General features: G+C 56.7%; 16 protein-coding genes. 13 read left to right on the forward strand and 3 right to left on the reverse strand.

Translation table 11 applies throughout. The features are described from left to right. The first annotated feature begins 7 nt into the window (after positions 1-7). From OLZ32_RS08260 to OLZ32_RS08320, 13 genes are all read left to right on the forward strand, one after another. Entirely contained in the window at positions 8-1159 is a 1152-nt protein-coding gene (locus OLZ32_RS08260; RefSeq protein WP_003542111.1) for a glycosyltransferase, read from the forward strand. Then, the gene (locus tag OLZ32_RS08265) at positions 1159-1665 is read left to right on the forward strand and encodes an acyltransferase (RefSeq protein WP_003542119.1); all 507 of its coding nucleotides are present in this window, start codon (positions 1159-1161) and stop codon (positions 1663-1665) included. The genes OLZ32_RS08260 and OLZ32_RS08265 overlap by 1 nt, the downstream gene beginning before the upstream one ends. Beyond that, complete coding sequence (gene pssM / locus OLZ32_RS08270; RefSeq protein WP_003542120.1) at positions 1662-2564, forward strand: exopolysaccharide glucosyl ketal-pyruvate-transferase; 903 nt, start codon at positions 1662-1664, stop codon at positions 2562-2564. Before OLZ32_RS08265 ends, pssM begins: the two co-directional genes overlap by 4 nt. A gap of 151 nt (positions 2565-2715) precedes the next feature. After that, positions 2716-4218 carry a lipopolysaccharide biosynthesis protein gene (locus OLZ32_RS08275; RefSeq protein WP_003542121.1) on the forward strand — a complete coding sequence of 501 codons (1503 nt, stop codon included), beginning with the start codon at positions 2716-2718 and terminating at the stop codon, positions 4216-4218. Positions 4219-4250: 32 nt separating this feature from the next. Next, a complete protein-coding gene (locus tag OLZ32_RS08280) occupies positions 4251-5255 on the forward strand; it encodes a polysaccharide pyruvyl transferase family protein (protein ID WP_003542122.1) in 1005 nt (334 codons plus the stop codon). 39 nt (positions 5256-5294) lie between these two features. Beyond that, positions 5295-6116: a hypothetical protein gene (locus tag OLZ32_RS08285; protein ID WP_003542123.1), complete on the forward strand. Its 822-nt coding sequence runs from the start codon at positions 5295-5297 to the stop codon at positions 6114-6116. Positions 6117-6199: 83 nt separating this feature from the next. Then, positions 6200-7144, forward strand: coding sequence for a glycosyltransferase (locus OLZ32_RS08290; protein WP_003542124.1), 945 nt, complete (start codon positions 6200-6202; stop codon positions 7142-7144). A 171-nt stretch (positions 7145-7315) separates the two neighbouring features. Beyond that, positions 7316-8284, forward strand: a complete 969-nt coding sequence (locus tag OLZ32_RS08295) for a glycosyltransferase (protein WP_017989168.1) — start codon at positions 7316-7318, stop codon at positions 8282-8284. Positions 8285-8375: 91 nt separating this feature from the next. Next, entirely contained in the window at positions 8376-9350 is a 975-nt protein-coding gene (locus tag OLZ32_RS08300) for a glycosyltransferase (RefSeq protein ID WP_003542127.1), read from the forward strand. Then, positions 9347-10231 (forward strand): glycosyltransferase family 2 protein, encoded by an 885-nt coding sequence (locus OLZ32_RS08305; protein ID WP_003542128.1) that lies wholly within the window; start codon positions 9347-9349, stop codon positions 10229-10231. Before OLZ32_RS08300 ends, OLZ32_RS08305 begins: the two co-directional genes overlap by 4 nt. After that, entirely contained in the window at positions 10228-11208 is a 981-nt protein-coding gene (locus OLZ32_RS08310; RefSeq protein WP_003542129.1) for a glycosyltransferase family A protein, read from the forward strand. Before OLZ32_RS08305 ends, OLZ32_RS08310 begins: the two co-directional genes overlap by 4 nt. Positions 11209-11417: 209 nt before the next feature. Continuing rightward, positions 11418-11876, forward strand: coding sequence for a glycosyltransferase family protein (locus OLZ32_RS08315; protein WP_003542130.1), 459 nt, complete (start codon positions 11418-11420; stop codon positions 11874-11876). Then, the gene (locus tag OLZ32_RS08320) at positions 11873-12349 is read left to right on the forward strand and encodes a glycosyltransferase (protein WP_003542131.1); all 477 of its coding nucleotides are present in this window, start codon (positions 11873-11875) and stop codon (positions 12347-12349) included. Before OLZ32_RS08315 ends, OLZ32_RS08320 begins: the two co-directional genes overlap by 4 nt. 42 nt (positions 12350-12391) lie before the next feature. On the opposite strand, the gene OLZ32_RS08325 is transcribed toward OLZ32_RS08320, so the two are convergent. The 3 genes from OLZ32_RS08325 to OLZ32_RS08335 form a co-directional block, all read right to left on the reverse strand. Continuing rightward, positions 12392-13087, reverse strand: a complete 696-nt coding sequence (locus OLZ32_RS08325; protein ID WP_026159981.1) for an SGNH/GDSL hydrolase family protein — start codon at positions 13085-13087, stop codon at positions 12392-12394. A 150-nt stretch (positions 13088-13237) separates the two neighbouring features. Then, on the reverse strand, positions 13238-14545 hold the full coding sequence (locus tag OLZ32_RS08330; RefSeq protein WP_017989170.1) for an HlyD family type I secretion periplasmic adaptor subunit: 1308 nt from the start codon (positions 14543-14545) through the stop codon (positions 13238-13240). Between the two features lie 15 nt (positions 14546-14560). Next, positions 14561-16327 carry a type I secretion system permease/ATPase gene (locus tag OLZ32_RS08335; RefSeq protein WP_264397520.1) on the reverse strand — a complete coding sequence of 589 codons (1767 nt, stop codon included), beginning with the start codon at positions 16325-16327 and terminating at the stop codon, positions 14561-14563. Positions 16328-16584: the final 257 nt, after the last annotated feature.

Consider the following 16584-nt stretch of genomic DNA (forward strand, 5'->3'; position numbering starts at 1 on the left):
CAGATTCATGAAAAAAGCCGTTATTTATGTGGAAAAATTTTTGCCTGCCAGCCAGGCATTTGTTCTCAACCAGGCGGTGGCGTTTCGTTCTTTCGAAGCTGAAATCCTTGCTGGCTCCCGAATTTCTTCGGCCCATACGAAAAAATCCACTGTTCCGGTTCATGACATCCGTCGGTCTCCCGTTGCACGGGCCGGCGAACTGCTTCTGAAAATCCCGCAGATCGGTCTCCCCTTCCTCTTTCCTGCGATCGGCAAAGCCGATCTCGTTCACGCCCATTTTGGCAAGAACGGGTATGTCATCGGCCCATTGGCACGCGCCGCCGGCAAGCCGCTGGTCACGACGTTCCACGGCTTCGATGCCACCTATCGCGGTGACCCGAAAAAGCCGGGCGGCTTCAATCAGGTGCGTTTCTTTGCAAAGGGCCGGAGCGAGATGGCCGGCTGGAACAGCTGGAACATCGCCGTTTCCGATTTCATCCGCGATCGGCTGCTGGCGCTCGGCTTTCGTGCCGAACGTGTCTATCGCCATCACATCGGTATCGATCTCGATCTCTTCAAAATGGAGCCCCGTCCGCGAAAAAAAGGGCTCGTGGTTTCAATTGCCCGCTTCGTCGACTATAAGGGCCATCGTTTCATGATCGATGCGCTTTCGCGTGTGGCTGCTGCCGGCACCCCTGTCGAATTCGTCATGGTTGGCCAGGGTCCCTTGAAGGAGGAAATCGAAGCACTGGCGCGTCGTTCCTTGCCAAGCGTCACGATCCATGAAAATCTGTCGCAGACTGAGATAAGAGACCTGCTCGCCAGTGCGGAGCTTTATCTCCATGGAAGCGTGACCCTCGACAATGGTCACGCCGAAGCTTTCGGCCTTGCCAATCTCGAGGCGGAAGCCGTCGGTACTCCGGTCGTCGCATTTCGCTCGGGAGGCGTGGGCGAAGCGATCGAAGAGGGGAAAACTGGTTATCTCGTGGAGGAGCGGGATGTCGCGGGAATGGCCGAGGCAGTCGGAAGGCTGCTCAACGACCAGGCTCTGTGGACAGCCTTTAGCGCGCGGGCACCGCTTCTGGTGGCCGAGCGTTTCGACTTACGTCGCCAAACGGGGATGCTCGAGGACTATTACAGTTCCGTACTAGACGAATTTTCCAGCCGGGGTCGGACTTGATGGTGCAGACAGGAAAAAAGCCGAAGTGGGGACTGAATGTATTTCGGCCGCTGCGGAACAGCATTGTGACGGCCAAATGGCTCTACTATACGAAATTCTGGGGAATGGACATCGATCCGACGGCAAGCTTTTCCTTGAGCGTTCGTTTCGACAAGACCAACCCGAAGGGATTGCATATCGGCGCGGAAACTTACGTCGCCTTTGAGGCTGCGATTCTCACCCACGATCTCACTCGCGGGCTCTACCTCCACACGAGGATCGGCAAGCGCTGCTTCATCGGCGCCCGCAGCATCATTCTGCCCGGCGTCGAGATCGGCGACGAATGTGTCATCGGCTCGGGCTCGGTGGTGACCAAGAACGTGCCGCCGCGCTCGCTCGTGGCGGGCAATCCGGCAAAGATTATCCGCAGCGACATCAAGATCATTTCGCGTTACGGACGCATGGCACGCGAAGACGAGACGGTCTCGCAGATCGTGACGCACTTGCCGACTGGAGAAGCACGATGAAGATGTTTGCCTACCGGGGGAAACACGAGAATTTTGGCGACGAACTGAACCATTGGCTCTGGGAGCGTCTGCTGCCCGGCTTCTTCGATGAGGACGAAAGCCAGCTCTTTCTCGGCATCGGCTCTATTCTCTACGACAATTTCGACCCGAACATGCAGAAAATCGTCTTCGGCTCGGGTTATGGCGGCTACACCAACCCGCCGAAAGTCGATGGCAACTGGACCTTCTATTTCGTGCGAGGAAAGAAGACGGCCGAGGTCCTCGGCATCGATCCGAGCTACGCCATCGGCGATTCGGGCATCCTCACGCGCAGCTGCTGGGATGCGAAAAGCATCGAAAAGCGTTACCCGGTCTCCTTCATGCCGCACTACGAAAGCGCCATGTACGGCAGTTGGGATAAGGTCTGCGAACTCGCAGGCATTCACTATATCGATCCGCGCTGGCCGGTGGAAAAGGTTCTGACCGAAATCAGCGCATCGCATAAAGTGGTCTCCGAGGCGATGCATGGCTGCATTATCTCAGACGCGCTGCGCGTTCCCTGGCGGGCGATCCGGCCGATCGCGCCGGGGAACCGAGCCAAGTGGTACGATTGGGCAAGTGCGCTTGATCTGGAGATCGACTTCGACCCGATCGGCCCGTCAAACGTCGTCGAAGCAGGCGCATCACTGGTACGGAATAACACCTTTCTTTTGAAGAACATAACGTTCCGCCACCGCCGCATCCGGCAGCTCACCGGCAATTATGTCTTCGGGTCGACAGTCAAGACGCTGCAGCGGGTAGCAGAGAAGCCGGGACAACTGAGTTCCGACGAGTCCATGGTAAATGCCCACAACAGAATGCTGCTGGAACTGGATCGGCTGAAGCAGGATTTTTCCAAGAAAACGGCAAGCGTCCTGTGACCCTGCAGACCCGATTCGTGACGAGGCGATAAGGCATGATCCTTTCTAACTTCATCAACACCCTCTCTTCCCGCAAGGGGGAGACGTACTTTGGATGGGCGCTCGGCCCGCTTCAACGGTCAGTGTCCTTGACGTGCGGAGCCGTTCGACCATGAGCAGTGTTACCGACCGGCTGATCCAGGGCAGCATGTGGCTGAGCCTGTCCCGCGCCATCGTCAACGGGCTGTCGGCGCTCAGCACCTTCGTTCTCGCCTGGTACCTCGCACCGTCCGATTTCGGTCTCGTTGCCATTGCAACGACGATCCAGGTCATACTGAGTTCCGTCACCGAACTCTCGCTCAATCAGGCGCTCATCCGCCACGAGGACCCGAGCGAGGTTCATTTCAGCGCGGTTTGGACGCTGAGCGTGACAAGAAGCGCGATCCTGGCTTTGCTGTTTGCCGCCAGTTCCTTTCCAATTGCCGAATTTTATAACGAGCCCCGGCTGACAAGCGTCATGCTTGCTTTGAGTTTCAGCTTGCTCCTGAGCGGCCTGGCCAATCCACGTCGCGTCATGCTCCAGCGTGATCTGATCTTCTGGCAGGAATTCGTTCTCAACGTATCGCAAAAGCTGGTCGGCTTCGTCGTGACGGTGGCAATCGCTGCGATCTACCAGAGCTATTGGGCTCTTGTTCTCGGCACCCTCGCCTATCAGATTACCAATATCATCGTTTCCTATACCGTCTTGCCGTTCTGGCCGCGCATAACCTTCCGGCATGCGCGGGAATTGTTTTCGTTCTCGCTTTGGCTGACGGCAGGACAGATCGTCAACACGCTGAACTGGCGGATCGAATATCTGCTGATCGGCAAGATGTTGGGCGCCACGCAGCTAGGCCACTATACCGTCGGCAACACCCTTTCGACGCTGCCGACCCGTGAGGCCACGGCACCGTTGAACCAGACGATTTATCCGGGCTTTTCCAGAGTACGCAACGACCCCGTCCGCCTGATCGCAGCCTATCAGCGCGCGCAGGCGCTTTTGGCTGCAGTGGCGCTTCCGGCTGGAATCGGCATGGCGGTCGTGGCTGATCCGATGATGCGGCTCGCCTTGGGAGAGAAATGGATTCCCGCCATCTTTATCGTCCAGGCGCTCGCATCGGTCTTTGCTCTGCAGACGCTCGGTTCACTCGTCCAGCCGTTGGGCATGGCAAAGGGTCATACCAAGTTGCTGTTCATCCGCGACGCCCAGATGCTGGTGGTCCGCGTTCCCATCATCATCGTCGGCCTGATGATTGCCGGACTTCCAGGCGTCGTCTATGCGCGTGTGTTGACGGGTTTGATTTCCACCGCGGTCAATATGCTTCTCGTCAAGCGACTGATCGGCCTGCCGTTCTTCCAGCAGCTCGGGGCCAACTTCCGCGCGCTTGCCAGCGTCGCATTGATGGCCGCCGGCGTCTGGGGACTGTCGCATGTCTTGAACATGCCGACCGATAAGCTGGGCCTGGCTCTCCATCTGGCCATACTGGTCATCACCGGCGGTATTCTCTATGTCGGTTCCAGCTTTGTCCTTTGGCTCGCGATGAAGAAGCCAAATGGCCCGGAAACCGAAGTTCAGCGTATCTTTGTCAAGTTCCTGTCAAAAGCCAAACGTATGGCCTTACCCAAATCGGCCTAAAAGCTAAAACGAACATCAACAAGAGAGGCAGAATGACCAGCCAATCCAGAACGGAGCTGATCGCAAAACTTAACGGTATGATCCATGATTGCCTGAAAGACTATGTCTCACGCGATGAACCGCTTGCAATCCTCGATTTCCCCGACATCCGCAATTGCGGCGACTCCGCAATCTGGCTGGGTGAAATGGCCTATCTGAAAGATCGCTTCGGCAAACGCCCGGATTATGTTTGCAGAACGGCGGACTTCTCCGCGGATGAGCTGAAAAAACGCGTACCGACCGGTCCGATTTTCATTCATGGCGGCGGCAATTTCGGCGACATCTGGGTTTCCCATCAGGATTTCCGCGAAGCCATCATGGAGCGTTTCCCGGATCGGCAGATCGTACAGTTTCCGCAATCTATCCACTACAGTTCACCTGAGCGCATCGAGCAATCCGCACGCGCAATCGCGCGTCATAAGAATTTCGTTCTGCTCGTGCGCGATGAAGAATCGAAGGAATTTTCCGAGAAACACTTCGACTGCACCGTCCGGTTATGCCCCGACATGGCGTTCGCCATTGGGCCGCTGCCGGACAGGGCGACGCAAATTTCCGTCCTCGCCATGCTGCGAGAGGATGCAGAACGGGTTGGCGGCACGGATCGCAAGATCCCTTCCGATATTCCCGTGGAAGATTGGATCACCGAGTCGAAGCGCAAGGTTGATATCGCCAAGAAGTTGGGGGCAGCTTCGGCTTTCCTGGCCCTGAAGCCGAGCGAAGTGGCATTGCGCAAGCTGGACGCCGCAGCGCACAACCGCTTCGAACGCGGCATCAGCCAGATTTCGCGCGCCCGCGCCATCGTCACCGATCGCCTGCACGTCCATATCTGCTCGCTGCTGCTTGGCCGGCCGCATGCCGTGCTGGACAACAGCTACGGGAAGATTCGCCGCTTCATGAATGCTTTCTCCGGCGGGACCGACCTTTCATACAAGGCAACGTCCCTCGAGGATGGCATCGAGTGGGCGCGTCACCAGGCCGGGCAAGGAGCGCGTGGATGACAAAGAAGCTGCGAGCTTGCAGGATCAGGAGGTAATTCGATGACACTTGTCACCTTTATTATTCCGGTCCGACATCAGGATAATGCCCGCGACTGGAGCAGGCTGAAGGCAAATCTGACCCAGACCGTGGCTTCCATTTCCAACCAGACCAATGGGGACTGGCGCGGCATCATCGTGGCAAACGAAGGCGCCGATCTGCCTGACCTGCCGGAAAAATTCTCCGCCGTGCGTGTCACCTTTCCGCCGAACGACCTGCATGAGCTTGGAAAGGGCAGCAAGGAAGACTTCCTTGATGCCTTCCGGGCAGACAAAGGCCGGCGCGTTCTGAGCGGCATGCTGAACGCCACCGACAGTCGCTTCTTCATGATTGTCGATGACGACGATTTCGTCAGTTCGCGAATCGTTCAACACGTGTCCGAAAATCGGGACGCCAACGGATGGACGATCGACCATGGTTATATCTGGGACGATGGCGGCAACTTCCTGTTTGGCCACGACGACTTCAGCCATCTCTGCGGCACCTCATTGATCATTCGTGCCGATCTCTACGAACTGCCGCAACGCTTTGAGGATGCTTCGCTCGACTGGATCAAGTCGATGCTGGGCAGCCATGTCCGCATAGCGGATATTCTTGCGCAACGGGGAGCGCCGCTCACGAAGCTTCCCTTTCGCGGGGCGGTCTATCGGGTCGCCCACGGGGGATCGCATAGTCAGGCACCGAGCCTGCTGCGACAGTATTTCCTGAACCGCGGCGTACTCACCAAACCGCGGCGGTGGTTGCGCAATCTTCGTAAGCTGAGGATGGTCGGCGAGGGTCACAGGCGCGAGTTTTTCGGTAAGACACGGTCGAACCCCGCGTAAGCGCCGATCCCATTCGAACATCGCACAGGCAGTCAAAATATGAAGCTTTTCTCTTTCGACTTCACCAAGAGGGTTGATAACTGATGTCGGATCTATTGGTCAGCGTGCTCTTTTCATCCTACAATGGTGCCAGCCGCCGGCTGCGCCATACTTTGGATTCCTTGGTGCGCCAGGAGCTTCCCCATGATCGATGGGAATTGATTGCTGTCGACAACAACAGCAATGACGATACGTTTGATCTTTTGGAAACCTATAGCGACAAGCTTCCCATCACCATCCTGCAGCAGCGCAAGCCGGGAAAGTCCGGCGCGCTGAATTTGGCCTTGGATCGGGTGAAGGGGGATCTCGTCGTCTTTACGGACGACGATGTTCGTGCCGAACCGAACTGGCTGAAAGCGATCGTCGACTGCGCCGCAGCCCATCCGAGTTATGGCGTCTTCGGCGGCAGAATCGTCCCTGAATGGGAGAAAGAACCAAAAGACAGGTTTATCGAATGGATTCCGATGGGATCCACCTTTGCGATAGTCGATGACACCCAAAGCGGACCGTGTGATCCGACGAAAGTCTGGGGCCCGAATACGATCGTCCGGCGAGAGTTGCTCGGAACAAGCGTGCGCTACCGCGAAGATATCGGCCCTCTTCCCGGAAAGATTTTTGCCATGGGTGAAGATGCGGAAATCATCATTCGCCTGGCGGCCAATGGCGCCAAGTCCTATCGATGCGCCGAGGCCGTGGTCCATCATTGGATTCCGGCATCGAGCGTGACGGAGGATTGGGTACAGAAAAGAGGCGAGCGGCTTGGCTACGGCATGCCGGCGCTCTTTCCCGACGAGGTGCCTGGAGGGGTGCGGTTAAGCGGAGTTCCGCTTCCGACCTGGATCGAAAGCGCACAATGGGCCTTCCGGGCAGCAATGCTTTATCTCCTGCCGCGATCGAAGAAACGTTTCTGGGCGATCTGGAAATATTATTACATGCGTGGCTATCGCGCCGGAATTCGCCGATACGTTTCTCAGACGATGACACAGTAATCGATTGCACAGGAGGCAGTAATTTGAAACTCTCGGTGCTCATCAAAAATTTATGGCAGTATTTGCGCCCACGCATCGACAGCGTTCTATCGCAGGCCCAAGACATCGGTAAAGGCGTGACCCGAATCGCACAGGGAAGCGGCCCGACCGAAATGAGGTCCGGAGCATCACATGAGCAAAGTCAAGGCTACAATACTGTTCTCAACTTATAACGGCGAGAAGACTCTGCCAACGATGCTTGACGCACTGTGCGCTTCAACCCTACCGAAGGAAGAATGGAAAATCGTTGCGGTCGACAACAACAGCAGCGACGACACTGCAGCAGTCTTGAATTCCTATAAGGAGCGGCTTCCGCTGGAAGTTTATTTTGAGCCAAAACAAGGTAAGCAGTACGCATTGACTTTGGGCTTCCGCCATCTGGAGGGCGAACTCGTCATTTTAACCGATGACGACGTGATTCCCGCGCCGGATTGGATCGAGCAGTTTCTCACCTTGGCAGATGAGCAGCCACAGTTTGCCATATTCGGCGGCTTAATCACGCCCGAATGGGAGGAAAGGCCTGCACCGTGGTTAGTCAAGTATGGGCATCTGGGGATTCTTTATGCGCTAAATAGCGGTCTACCCGAGGGGCCGATTTCAGCGGCATTGATATCGGGGCCGAATTCGGCCTTCCGTCGTTCCATTTTAGGATCCAGCTATATCGTTCACGACGGCCTCGGCCCCGATGCCACTGTCGCTCAGTTCCCCATGGGTGAGGATACTGCTTTCGCTCTCAGGTTGGAGAAGAATGGAGCCAAGGCTTTTCACTCGCGGCATCCCGGGGTTCGGCACATTGTCAGGAAGGGCTATGTGAACGAAGGCTGGGTTTTGCGGCGCGGCGAGCGTTATGGCATGGGCTTGGTTATCGTTCGGCCGGACCTCTTCGACAGAAAAACGAAAATTGGCGGTCTGCCCATCGCTAGCGCCTTGAGATGGCTTCTGATGGTGCCGGCCAGCGTCGTCGTCAGGAGATTTCCGCAAAGCGGCGTTCGCTTCAAATTGCTCTGGGCGCAGTCGGTGAGACAGGGGATCCTGCGCCAATTTCTCAAGCAGCGATCTACGATGAATAAAACGATCTACTCTCAGGTTGGCGCCAAATGACAAAAGTACTAAACCGCGGCATCGACAGGAAGTGCTCCAGCTGCGGAGGCAGCGGGCAGGATTTTCGCACGTCAGGAGGCGAGTGGATTTGATGACGGATCCGAGAGTTAGTGTCATCTTTTCGTCCTTCAACGGCGCCAGCAGACGGCTTCAACAGATGCTGGATTCGATGTTGGGGCAAAACCTTCCAGTCGAACAATGGGAACTGATTGCCGTCAACAACAACAGTAAAGACGAAACACAGGAGCTTCTCGATCAATATGCAAAGAAGCTTCCAATTGTTGTTGTTAATCATACCCGCCCAGGCAAATCAGGAGCTATGAACGCAGCTCTGGCGATAGCTCAAGGAACGCTGATCGTTTTTACGGACGACGACGTCGAGGCAGATGCGCACTGGTTGAGTTCGATCGCTGCATGCGCGGAGGCGAACCCGGATTTCGGCGTTATCGGCGGCCGAATTCTTCCGAATTGGGAGCATTATCCCCATGGGGATCCGCTGTTGGACTGGATTCCCATGGGATCAACCTTCGCCATATCCGACCAGGAATCCAGTGGCCCATGCGACCCGACAAAAATTTGGGGTCCGAACACGACCGTGCGTCGTGAATTGCTTGGCAGCAATGTTCGATTCCGCGAAGATATCGGACCGCTTCCAGGAGGTCTTTTCGCAATGGGAGAGGATACGGAAATTGTCAGCCGCCTATCCCGAAGCGGCGTGAAAACCTATCGGTGCGCCGAGGCCATTGTTCATCATTGGATTCCAGCCTCTAGCGTGACAGAGGCTTGGATACAGAAGCGCGGGGAACGTCTTGGCTATGGAATGCCAGCGCTCTTCGCCGAGGACATTCCAAAAGGTATAAGGATCGGGGGAATCCCCTTAAGAACCTGGATCGAGAGCGCCAACTGGGCGGTTCGGGCAGCCCTCCTTTATCCGTTGCCGCGATCGAAGAAGCGGTTCTGGGCTATCTGGAAGTACTATTACATGCGTGGCTACCGCGCCGGACTTCGCCGATACGCACCGGCAGTAAATCATTCTGGTCGACTAGCGCAGGAGGTCGTGCATTGAAATTATCGGTGCTTATCAACAATTTCAATTACGGCCAGTATTTGCGCCCATGCATCGACAGTGTTCTGTCGCAGGTCTATCCCGACTTCGAAGTGATCGTGGTCGACGATGGTTCCACCGATGATTCCCAAGAGATTCTTGCTTCCTATGGCGAGCGGATCCTGACCGTATTGAAGGAAAACGGTGGCCAGGCCTCGAGCTTCAATGCGGGTTTTGCGGCCGCAGGCGGCGATATCCTCTTTCTCCTCGATGCCGATGATGCGTTTCTGCCGGGCAAACTCGCTCGTATCGCCGAGATCTACGATCGCAACGAGATCGACTGGTGCTTCGACCGGGTGACGACCAATGAAGACGACCAGCCTCCTGCGGAGCTGCAGGTGACGCTGTTCGACAAGCGGGATACGCTGCGCAGAGGCGGCTTTCCCTCGCTTCCTGTGCCGACCTCCGGCTTGAGCTTCCGCCGCGATCTGCTGTCTCAGATCCTGCCAATGTCTGTCGCGAAAGACGTCGTCCTCAGCGACAATTACATCAAGTTTGCAGCCGCCTATCTGGGTCGCGGCGCCATAGTCGAAACACCGCTGACGTTTCAGCGCATTCATGAGTCGAACCGCTACACGGGCACAAGCAGGGCAAAGACGCTGCGCCCACGGATCATGATCGCGACTGGGCTGGAACTGGCACGCCGCTATGACGGGTTGCAGGCACTCGGCAAGAGCCTGGTGGCCGGTGGAATTGCCGAAACGACATCGCTTCTGAAGCTCCGGGGCGAAGCTCGCAACACGGTGGCCGGCGGTCCGTTCGGCGACGCTGCCGCGACCGAAGTGGCCTTGATGGCGGCGCGCAAGCGTTTGGGAAATATGCTGCGGAGAGGACAGTCATGAATCAGCAAGAGACTTTTCCGCATTCATCCGTCAGCACAGAAGCAGGCGCCGCACCGCTGAAGATCGCCGTCGGTGTGCTGACCTATCGGCGCCTCGACGGGATCGCCAAGCTGCTTGACGTCATGACGCGCCAGACCAGGCACCCGGCTCGCCCCTATCACCTCACCATGGTGATCGTGGATAATGATGCGGCCGGCAGCGCGAGGACCACGGTAGAGAGCTTTGGCCAAACAGGTGCCTACGACCTGATCTACGTCATCGAACAAAACCAGGGCATACCCTTTGCACGCAATCGCGCACTGGATTCGGCACCTCCAGGCACTGACCTCTTCTGCTTTCTCGACGATGACGAATGGCCGGTTGACGGCTGGCTGGATGCGATGCTGGAGACACGGGAGAAAAACCGCGCCGATTGCGTCTATGGCCCCGTCCAACCGGTCTATCCCGAAAACCCGCCGGAATATTTCATCAAGGCAAGGGTGTTCGAGCGCAAGAAGAACAAGGACGGTCAACGCATTTCTTATGCGGCCTCGAATAACGTCATGTTCGACTATCCCCTGGTCCGTTCATGGAATCTGCGTTTTGAAGAGAAGATGCGCTTCACCGGTGGCACGGATTACCTTTTCTTCAACCAAGCCATCCGCCGGGGCATGCAGGTCTTCTGGGCCGACAAGGCGCTTGTCCATGATATCGTTCCGGCCAGCCGGATGACCTGGAAATGGGTATTGCAAAGACAATACCGGCTCGGCAATACCTTCGCAGTCAGCGAGGTCCTGCATGGCAATCTCAAGCGCCGGATCTATCGCGCCGCCTATGGCGCCACGAGAGTTGTGCTTGGGCTGGTCATGCTGCCGGCGATCTTGATTTCACCCTATTGGGGCATGCGAGCCCTCACCCACGTTTTACGCGGCGCGGGCATGGTTAATGGGATTCTCGGACATGCATACCAGGAATACAAGCCCAATGCCGCTCTCTGATATTGTTTGCGCAGCCGCCCTTGGAAGAGGTCTGAGCGTTCTTATGTTCGAGCTGAAACATCACAAAGATTGGCTGTCTATGAACTTCAAGGCTTCAATCAACCGGGCCAAAAATGGTACACTTCTACTGAACTATCGTGACACAATCGCTGTTCGAACAGAACGGTTTTCGCCCTTATCCATCGGTCAAATATAGGAGATGCCTGTTTATGACTGAGAAAAAATTGAAGGTTCTCGCTGCCTCGTCGGGAGGCGGCCACTGGGAACAGCTGATGGCCATGCGCGGCGCGTTCGAGGGCTGCGATATCGTCTTTGCAACGACCATCCCGGGACTGCTTGCAAAATACGATATTCGCGGCGGACTAGTGCTTCCCGATTGCAGCCGCGACTCGATTCCCATGTCGATCCGGTGCTTTTTCACCGCCTTCTCCATCGTCATCAAGCACAGGCCCGACGTCATCATCTCGACCGGTGCCGCACCCGGCCTTTTTTGCCTGCTGGCCGGCAAATTGACGGGCAAGCGGACGATCTGGATCGATAGCGTCGCCAATGTCGAGAAGCTGTCCCTATCGGGTAAATTGGCCGGCCATATTGCGACGCTCTGGCTCACGCAATGGCAACATCTGTCGAGGCCGGATGGCCCCCATTACGCAGGAGCTGTCCTTTGATCCTTGTCACCGTCGGAACGCAGCTGCCGTTTGATCGCCTCGTCAAGGCTGTCGACACCTTCGCAAACGAACTGCCGAAACCGGTTCTGGCGCAGATCGGCAAGGGCACCTACACGCCACAGAATATGAAATGGATCAAGAATATCGAGCCCAAAGATTTTGACAAAGTCTTTCGCGACGCAAGTGTCATCGTCTCTCATGCGGGAATTGGCACTGTGCTTACGGCCAAGCGTTTTGGGAAGCCGATCATTCTCGTTCCCCGACAGGCGGCTCTCGGCGAGCACCGAAACGATCATCAACTCGCCACGGTGAGCCAGCTCGTAGGCCGGCCGGGCATCTATGTCGCACACACCGATGACGATCTCCGGAACTATCTGCTCGAAGATCTGGATAGCCCATCTCACGAAGATTCGTCGGAAGCCGGTCGGGCTTCACTGGTCACCTACCTGAAAAACTATATTACGGCAGTCTGACCCCGAGAGCCGTCATAGCCTCTGACGCTTACGAGCGAATTTTCATTCTCCGCAATTGTTGCCGGCGATACGTTTGGCGAGTTCAGGCGCAATGATTTTGGAGGCCATGTCGGGCAGAGGATGCACGCCATCAGGAATTGCCGTGGCCAGGTCATCCGGCGTCAGACGCTCCCAGTTGGGCCGGTGGTCGACAAACTCCAGACCACGTTTTTGCGCCTCCGCCTCATGTGCGGAGACATAACTGTCGACAAAGGGACGGATCAGCCCACGCAATCCTGAAAACGGATTCATCGCCATGACGATGATCCGCGCTTGCGGCAGCCGCTGCTGGAGCTGGTCGAGAATGTCGCCGATATTCTTTCGGCTTTGCGCAAGCGACACGAACCGATGCAACGTCGCGTCATTGGCGTAGAGCTCAATCAGGATGATATCCGGCTGCTCGGCAACGACGCGATCAATCTGGGTCAGAGCCCACAGTGACGTTTCACCGCTTTTTGCAACGCTCACGACCTTCACCGGCTTCTGCAGGCAGGCTGCAAGCTCTGTCTCAAGGGCAGGCTGCCATCCCCCCCGCGCCGTCAAGGATGTTCCGAAGGCCACTATTTTCAGCGACACAGGACTATCGGCATAGCCATCCCTGACCGCCGAAAGCATCAACAGACACGCCAGAAACAGAACCAGTCCATAGGCCGGTCGCCTCTCAGTCTGCACAGCTCGCCAAAACTGCAAACATATCATGAGGAGACCTTGCAGCAGGCTTGAGACAATTTCGTGAAATGGCCGCGCATGCCTGTTCGAGCAATGCGAAACCATCCAATCTCCATCCTGGTAGATGACAACGGCTGCTTTGGGACGTCGAGGATCTTAACGACGTAAAACAGCCACCAATCACTCCTGGCGAAATACGTGCTGCATCTGATCGGTCAGGGGCTTCGTCAGATAGGATATCACGGTCCGGTCGCCGATCTTGATAAAGACCTCCGCCGGCATGCCGGGATAGAGTTTTATCGTCTTCAATTTGGCAATGCTTTCAGCTTTCGGCTTGACGCGCAGGGGATAGTAGCTGATGCCCGTGCGCTCATCCTTGACGATATCGGGCGCGATCGAGGTAATCTCACCGGCCACATCAGGCGTCGTGCGTTGATCGAAAGCGCTGAAACGCACATCGACTGACTGGCCGACGTGAACCTGATCGATATCGCGGGTGGCGACTTTCGCCTCGACCGTAAGCTCGTTATTTTCGGGAACGACGAGCATCAACGTCTGACCGGGATCGATAACACCATTGACGGTGTGAACCGAAAGTTCGTGAACTCGCCCAGTCAACGGTGCGGTAATGTCGAGACGGTGCAGCTGATCGACTGCGGTTCCGCGGCGTTCTTCATATTCGGCGATCTGCGCCTCGACGTCGGTCAGGTCTTTTGCAATCTCCGAACGACGATCCTCATCCAGCTGGATCGACTGGCGATCGATCTCGATTGCCTTACCCTCGGCCTCCGCCTTAGCTGCGATTTCCTGGCCGCTGTTGCCCTGGAGATCGGCGCGGGCGCGCTTGAGCGTATTCAAACGCTGAAGCGTGACGAGCCCCTTCTTGTAGAGCGTATCAATGCCCTCGAGCTCCTGTTCGATCAAGCCCAAGGCATCGTTGGTGGCATTGATCTGAACGACCAATCCCTTTACCTGCTCGCCCAGTTGATCCTTGCGCGATGCCAACTGGCTCTTCATTCCGATAAGCGCCGTCCTGCGACTATCGAACAATTTCTGCTCGCCATCGAGAAGCTTCTCGGCGGAGGTGCTGGATGTCAGATCCCTGATGTTTTCCTCGACCTCGAACGAATCGGCGCCGATTCGTTCCGCCTTCAGACGCGCCCGGCGCGCATAAAGCTGAGCAAGCGTGCTTTCGACAATCGAGAGATTCGCTCTCGTCGTCGTCCCATCGAGCCGTATCAGCACCTGCCCAGCCGTCACATGGTCGTTTTCGGAAACCAGCAATTCCGACACGATACCACCTGTCAGGTGCTGGACCTTCTTGACATCGCCGTCGACGACGATCACGCCCTCACCGATGACGGCGCTCGAAAGCTCTGTCGTCGCCGCCCAACCGCCAATGCCGCAAACGAGGGCTATCGACAGCACACCGACAACGGCAACATGCCGATTGAGAGAGCGTTTCGATTCACTGATATCTTTACTCACAATCTTCCCTCTGGCCTATTCGGCCGCATTCATGCCGTCGACCACGACTTTAAGCTGAGCCACGCGCTCGGCGATCGGCGTGCGCGCCGCTTCCGGCCGGCTGACCCTTGCCAGAACTTCCTCTTTGGGACCGAACGCGATCATGCGGCCGTCCTGCATCATCAGCACGAAGTCGCAGACCGCCAGAACGCCGGATCGATGTGCGATGACGACGACAATGCCGCCCCGCGCCCGCACGCTCATGATCGCGGCACTCAGCGCCCGCTCGCCTTCTTCATCGAGATTGGAGTTTGGTTCATCGAGCACGACGAGGAATGGGTCGCCGTAAAGCGCTCTAGCAAGCGCGATACGCTGTCTCTGGCCAGCCGAAAGCGCAGCACCGCCTTCGCCGATTTCGGTTTCGTAACCGTTCGGCAGACGAAGAATGAGATCGTGAACACGCGCCGCCCTCGCCGCAGCAACCACCGCCTCAGGCGACATCTCCTTCGCGAAACGGCAGATATTCTGGGCAACAGTCCCCGAGAAAAGCTCCACATCCTGTGGGAGATAACCGATATGCCGGCCAAGTGCGTCTCCGTCCCACTGGTCGAGTGCTGCGCCGTCGAGGCGAATGGATCCTCTGACGGTCGGCCAGATACCCATCATCGCCCGCGCCAACGACGACTTACCCGAGGCGCTGTACCCAATGACCCCAAGCGCGCTCCCTGCCCGTAAGCCAAAGCTGACGTCCGAAATGACCAGGCGCTGACCCGCCGGTGGCCCGCTCGCCAGTCCTTCGACAGTGACTTGCTTGGTAGGAGCCGCGAGCGCAAGAGGGGACGGAATCTCGGGAATGGTCTTTAGCAGGCTCGAAAGCCGCGCCCAGCTCTGCTGAGCAGAAACGAAACCACGCCAATTCCCGATCGCCGCTTCGACAGGCGCCAGGGCGCGAGAGGTCAATATCGAGCCGGCGATGATAATGCCCGAAGAGGCCTGCCCCTGAATGACCAGGATCGCGCCGGTCGCGAGCGTTCCCGACTGCAAAGCAATACGGAAAATCTTCGACAAGGTCGCATATCCATTGCCGATATCCGATGCCTGCCTGGTGATCGTCCGGTATTCACTGTTCTTGCGGTCCCAGATTTCGGCCATCGTGCCTGCCATGCCCATGGCGTGGATGACCTCGGAGTTGCGGATCGAGGTCTGCGCGAAGGCATTTCGCATATTGGCGGAGTCAGATTGCTTTTTTGAGAGCGTACGCGTTCCCTGATTGGTCATGAATGTCAGGATGGCGAGAACCAGCGATCCACCAATCGCGATATATCCGATCGCCGGATGAAAGAGGAAGCAGATCACGATATAGAACGGCAACCATGGCAGATCGAACATCGCTGTCGGGCCCTGGCCGGACAGGAAGGTTCTGATCTGGTCGAAGTCGCGCAACGGCTGAAGCCCGTCGCCGCCGATTTTGACCTTCAACGGAGCCTTGATCAGCGCGCGGAACACGCGCCCGTTCACCATCTCGTCAAGCGCTCCGGCAACACGCACCAGCATCCTGCTTCGCAGAACCTCGAACGCACCTTGAAACGTGTAAAGCATCAACGCAAGTATTGCCAGGACAGCCAGAGAAGGTATGCTTTTGCTGGGGATGACCCGATCATACACCTCAAGCATAAAAAATGAACTTGTAAGGTATAGGATATTGATAAGCGCGCTTGCTATTCCAATGAAAATAAGCCCCCCCTTGCATTTCTTTAATGCTTTGGATGGCTCGCTGACATCGGCTGCTGAACTCTGAAACACGAAGTAATCCCTCTCTTACCGCATCGCACGAAAGCAAATATGCTGGTGAACACTCCAGCTCCGGGTCCATCACGCCCGATCAATGACACGACTGCCTTGGACCCCGACACCGGCGCCGGACCCGCTTGCAAGCCCACGACCTATTACATGAATCCAACCAAAAAGTGACCAAAAATTCCAATTTATAACGAGCGACTTCAAGGATTCTGACTTGACGCTACGCTAAATATACCAACCTAAGCAAGTGAAAATCGCAA

This window comes from Rhizobium acaciae (assembly GCF_025941625.1).
GTDB lineage: Bacteria > Pseudomonadota > Alphaproteobacteria > Rhizobiales > Rhizobiaceae > Rhizobium > Rhizobium acaciae.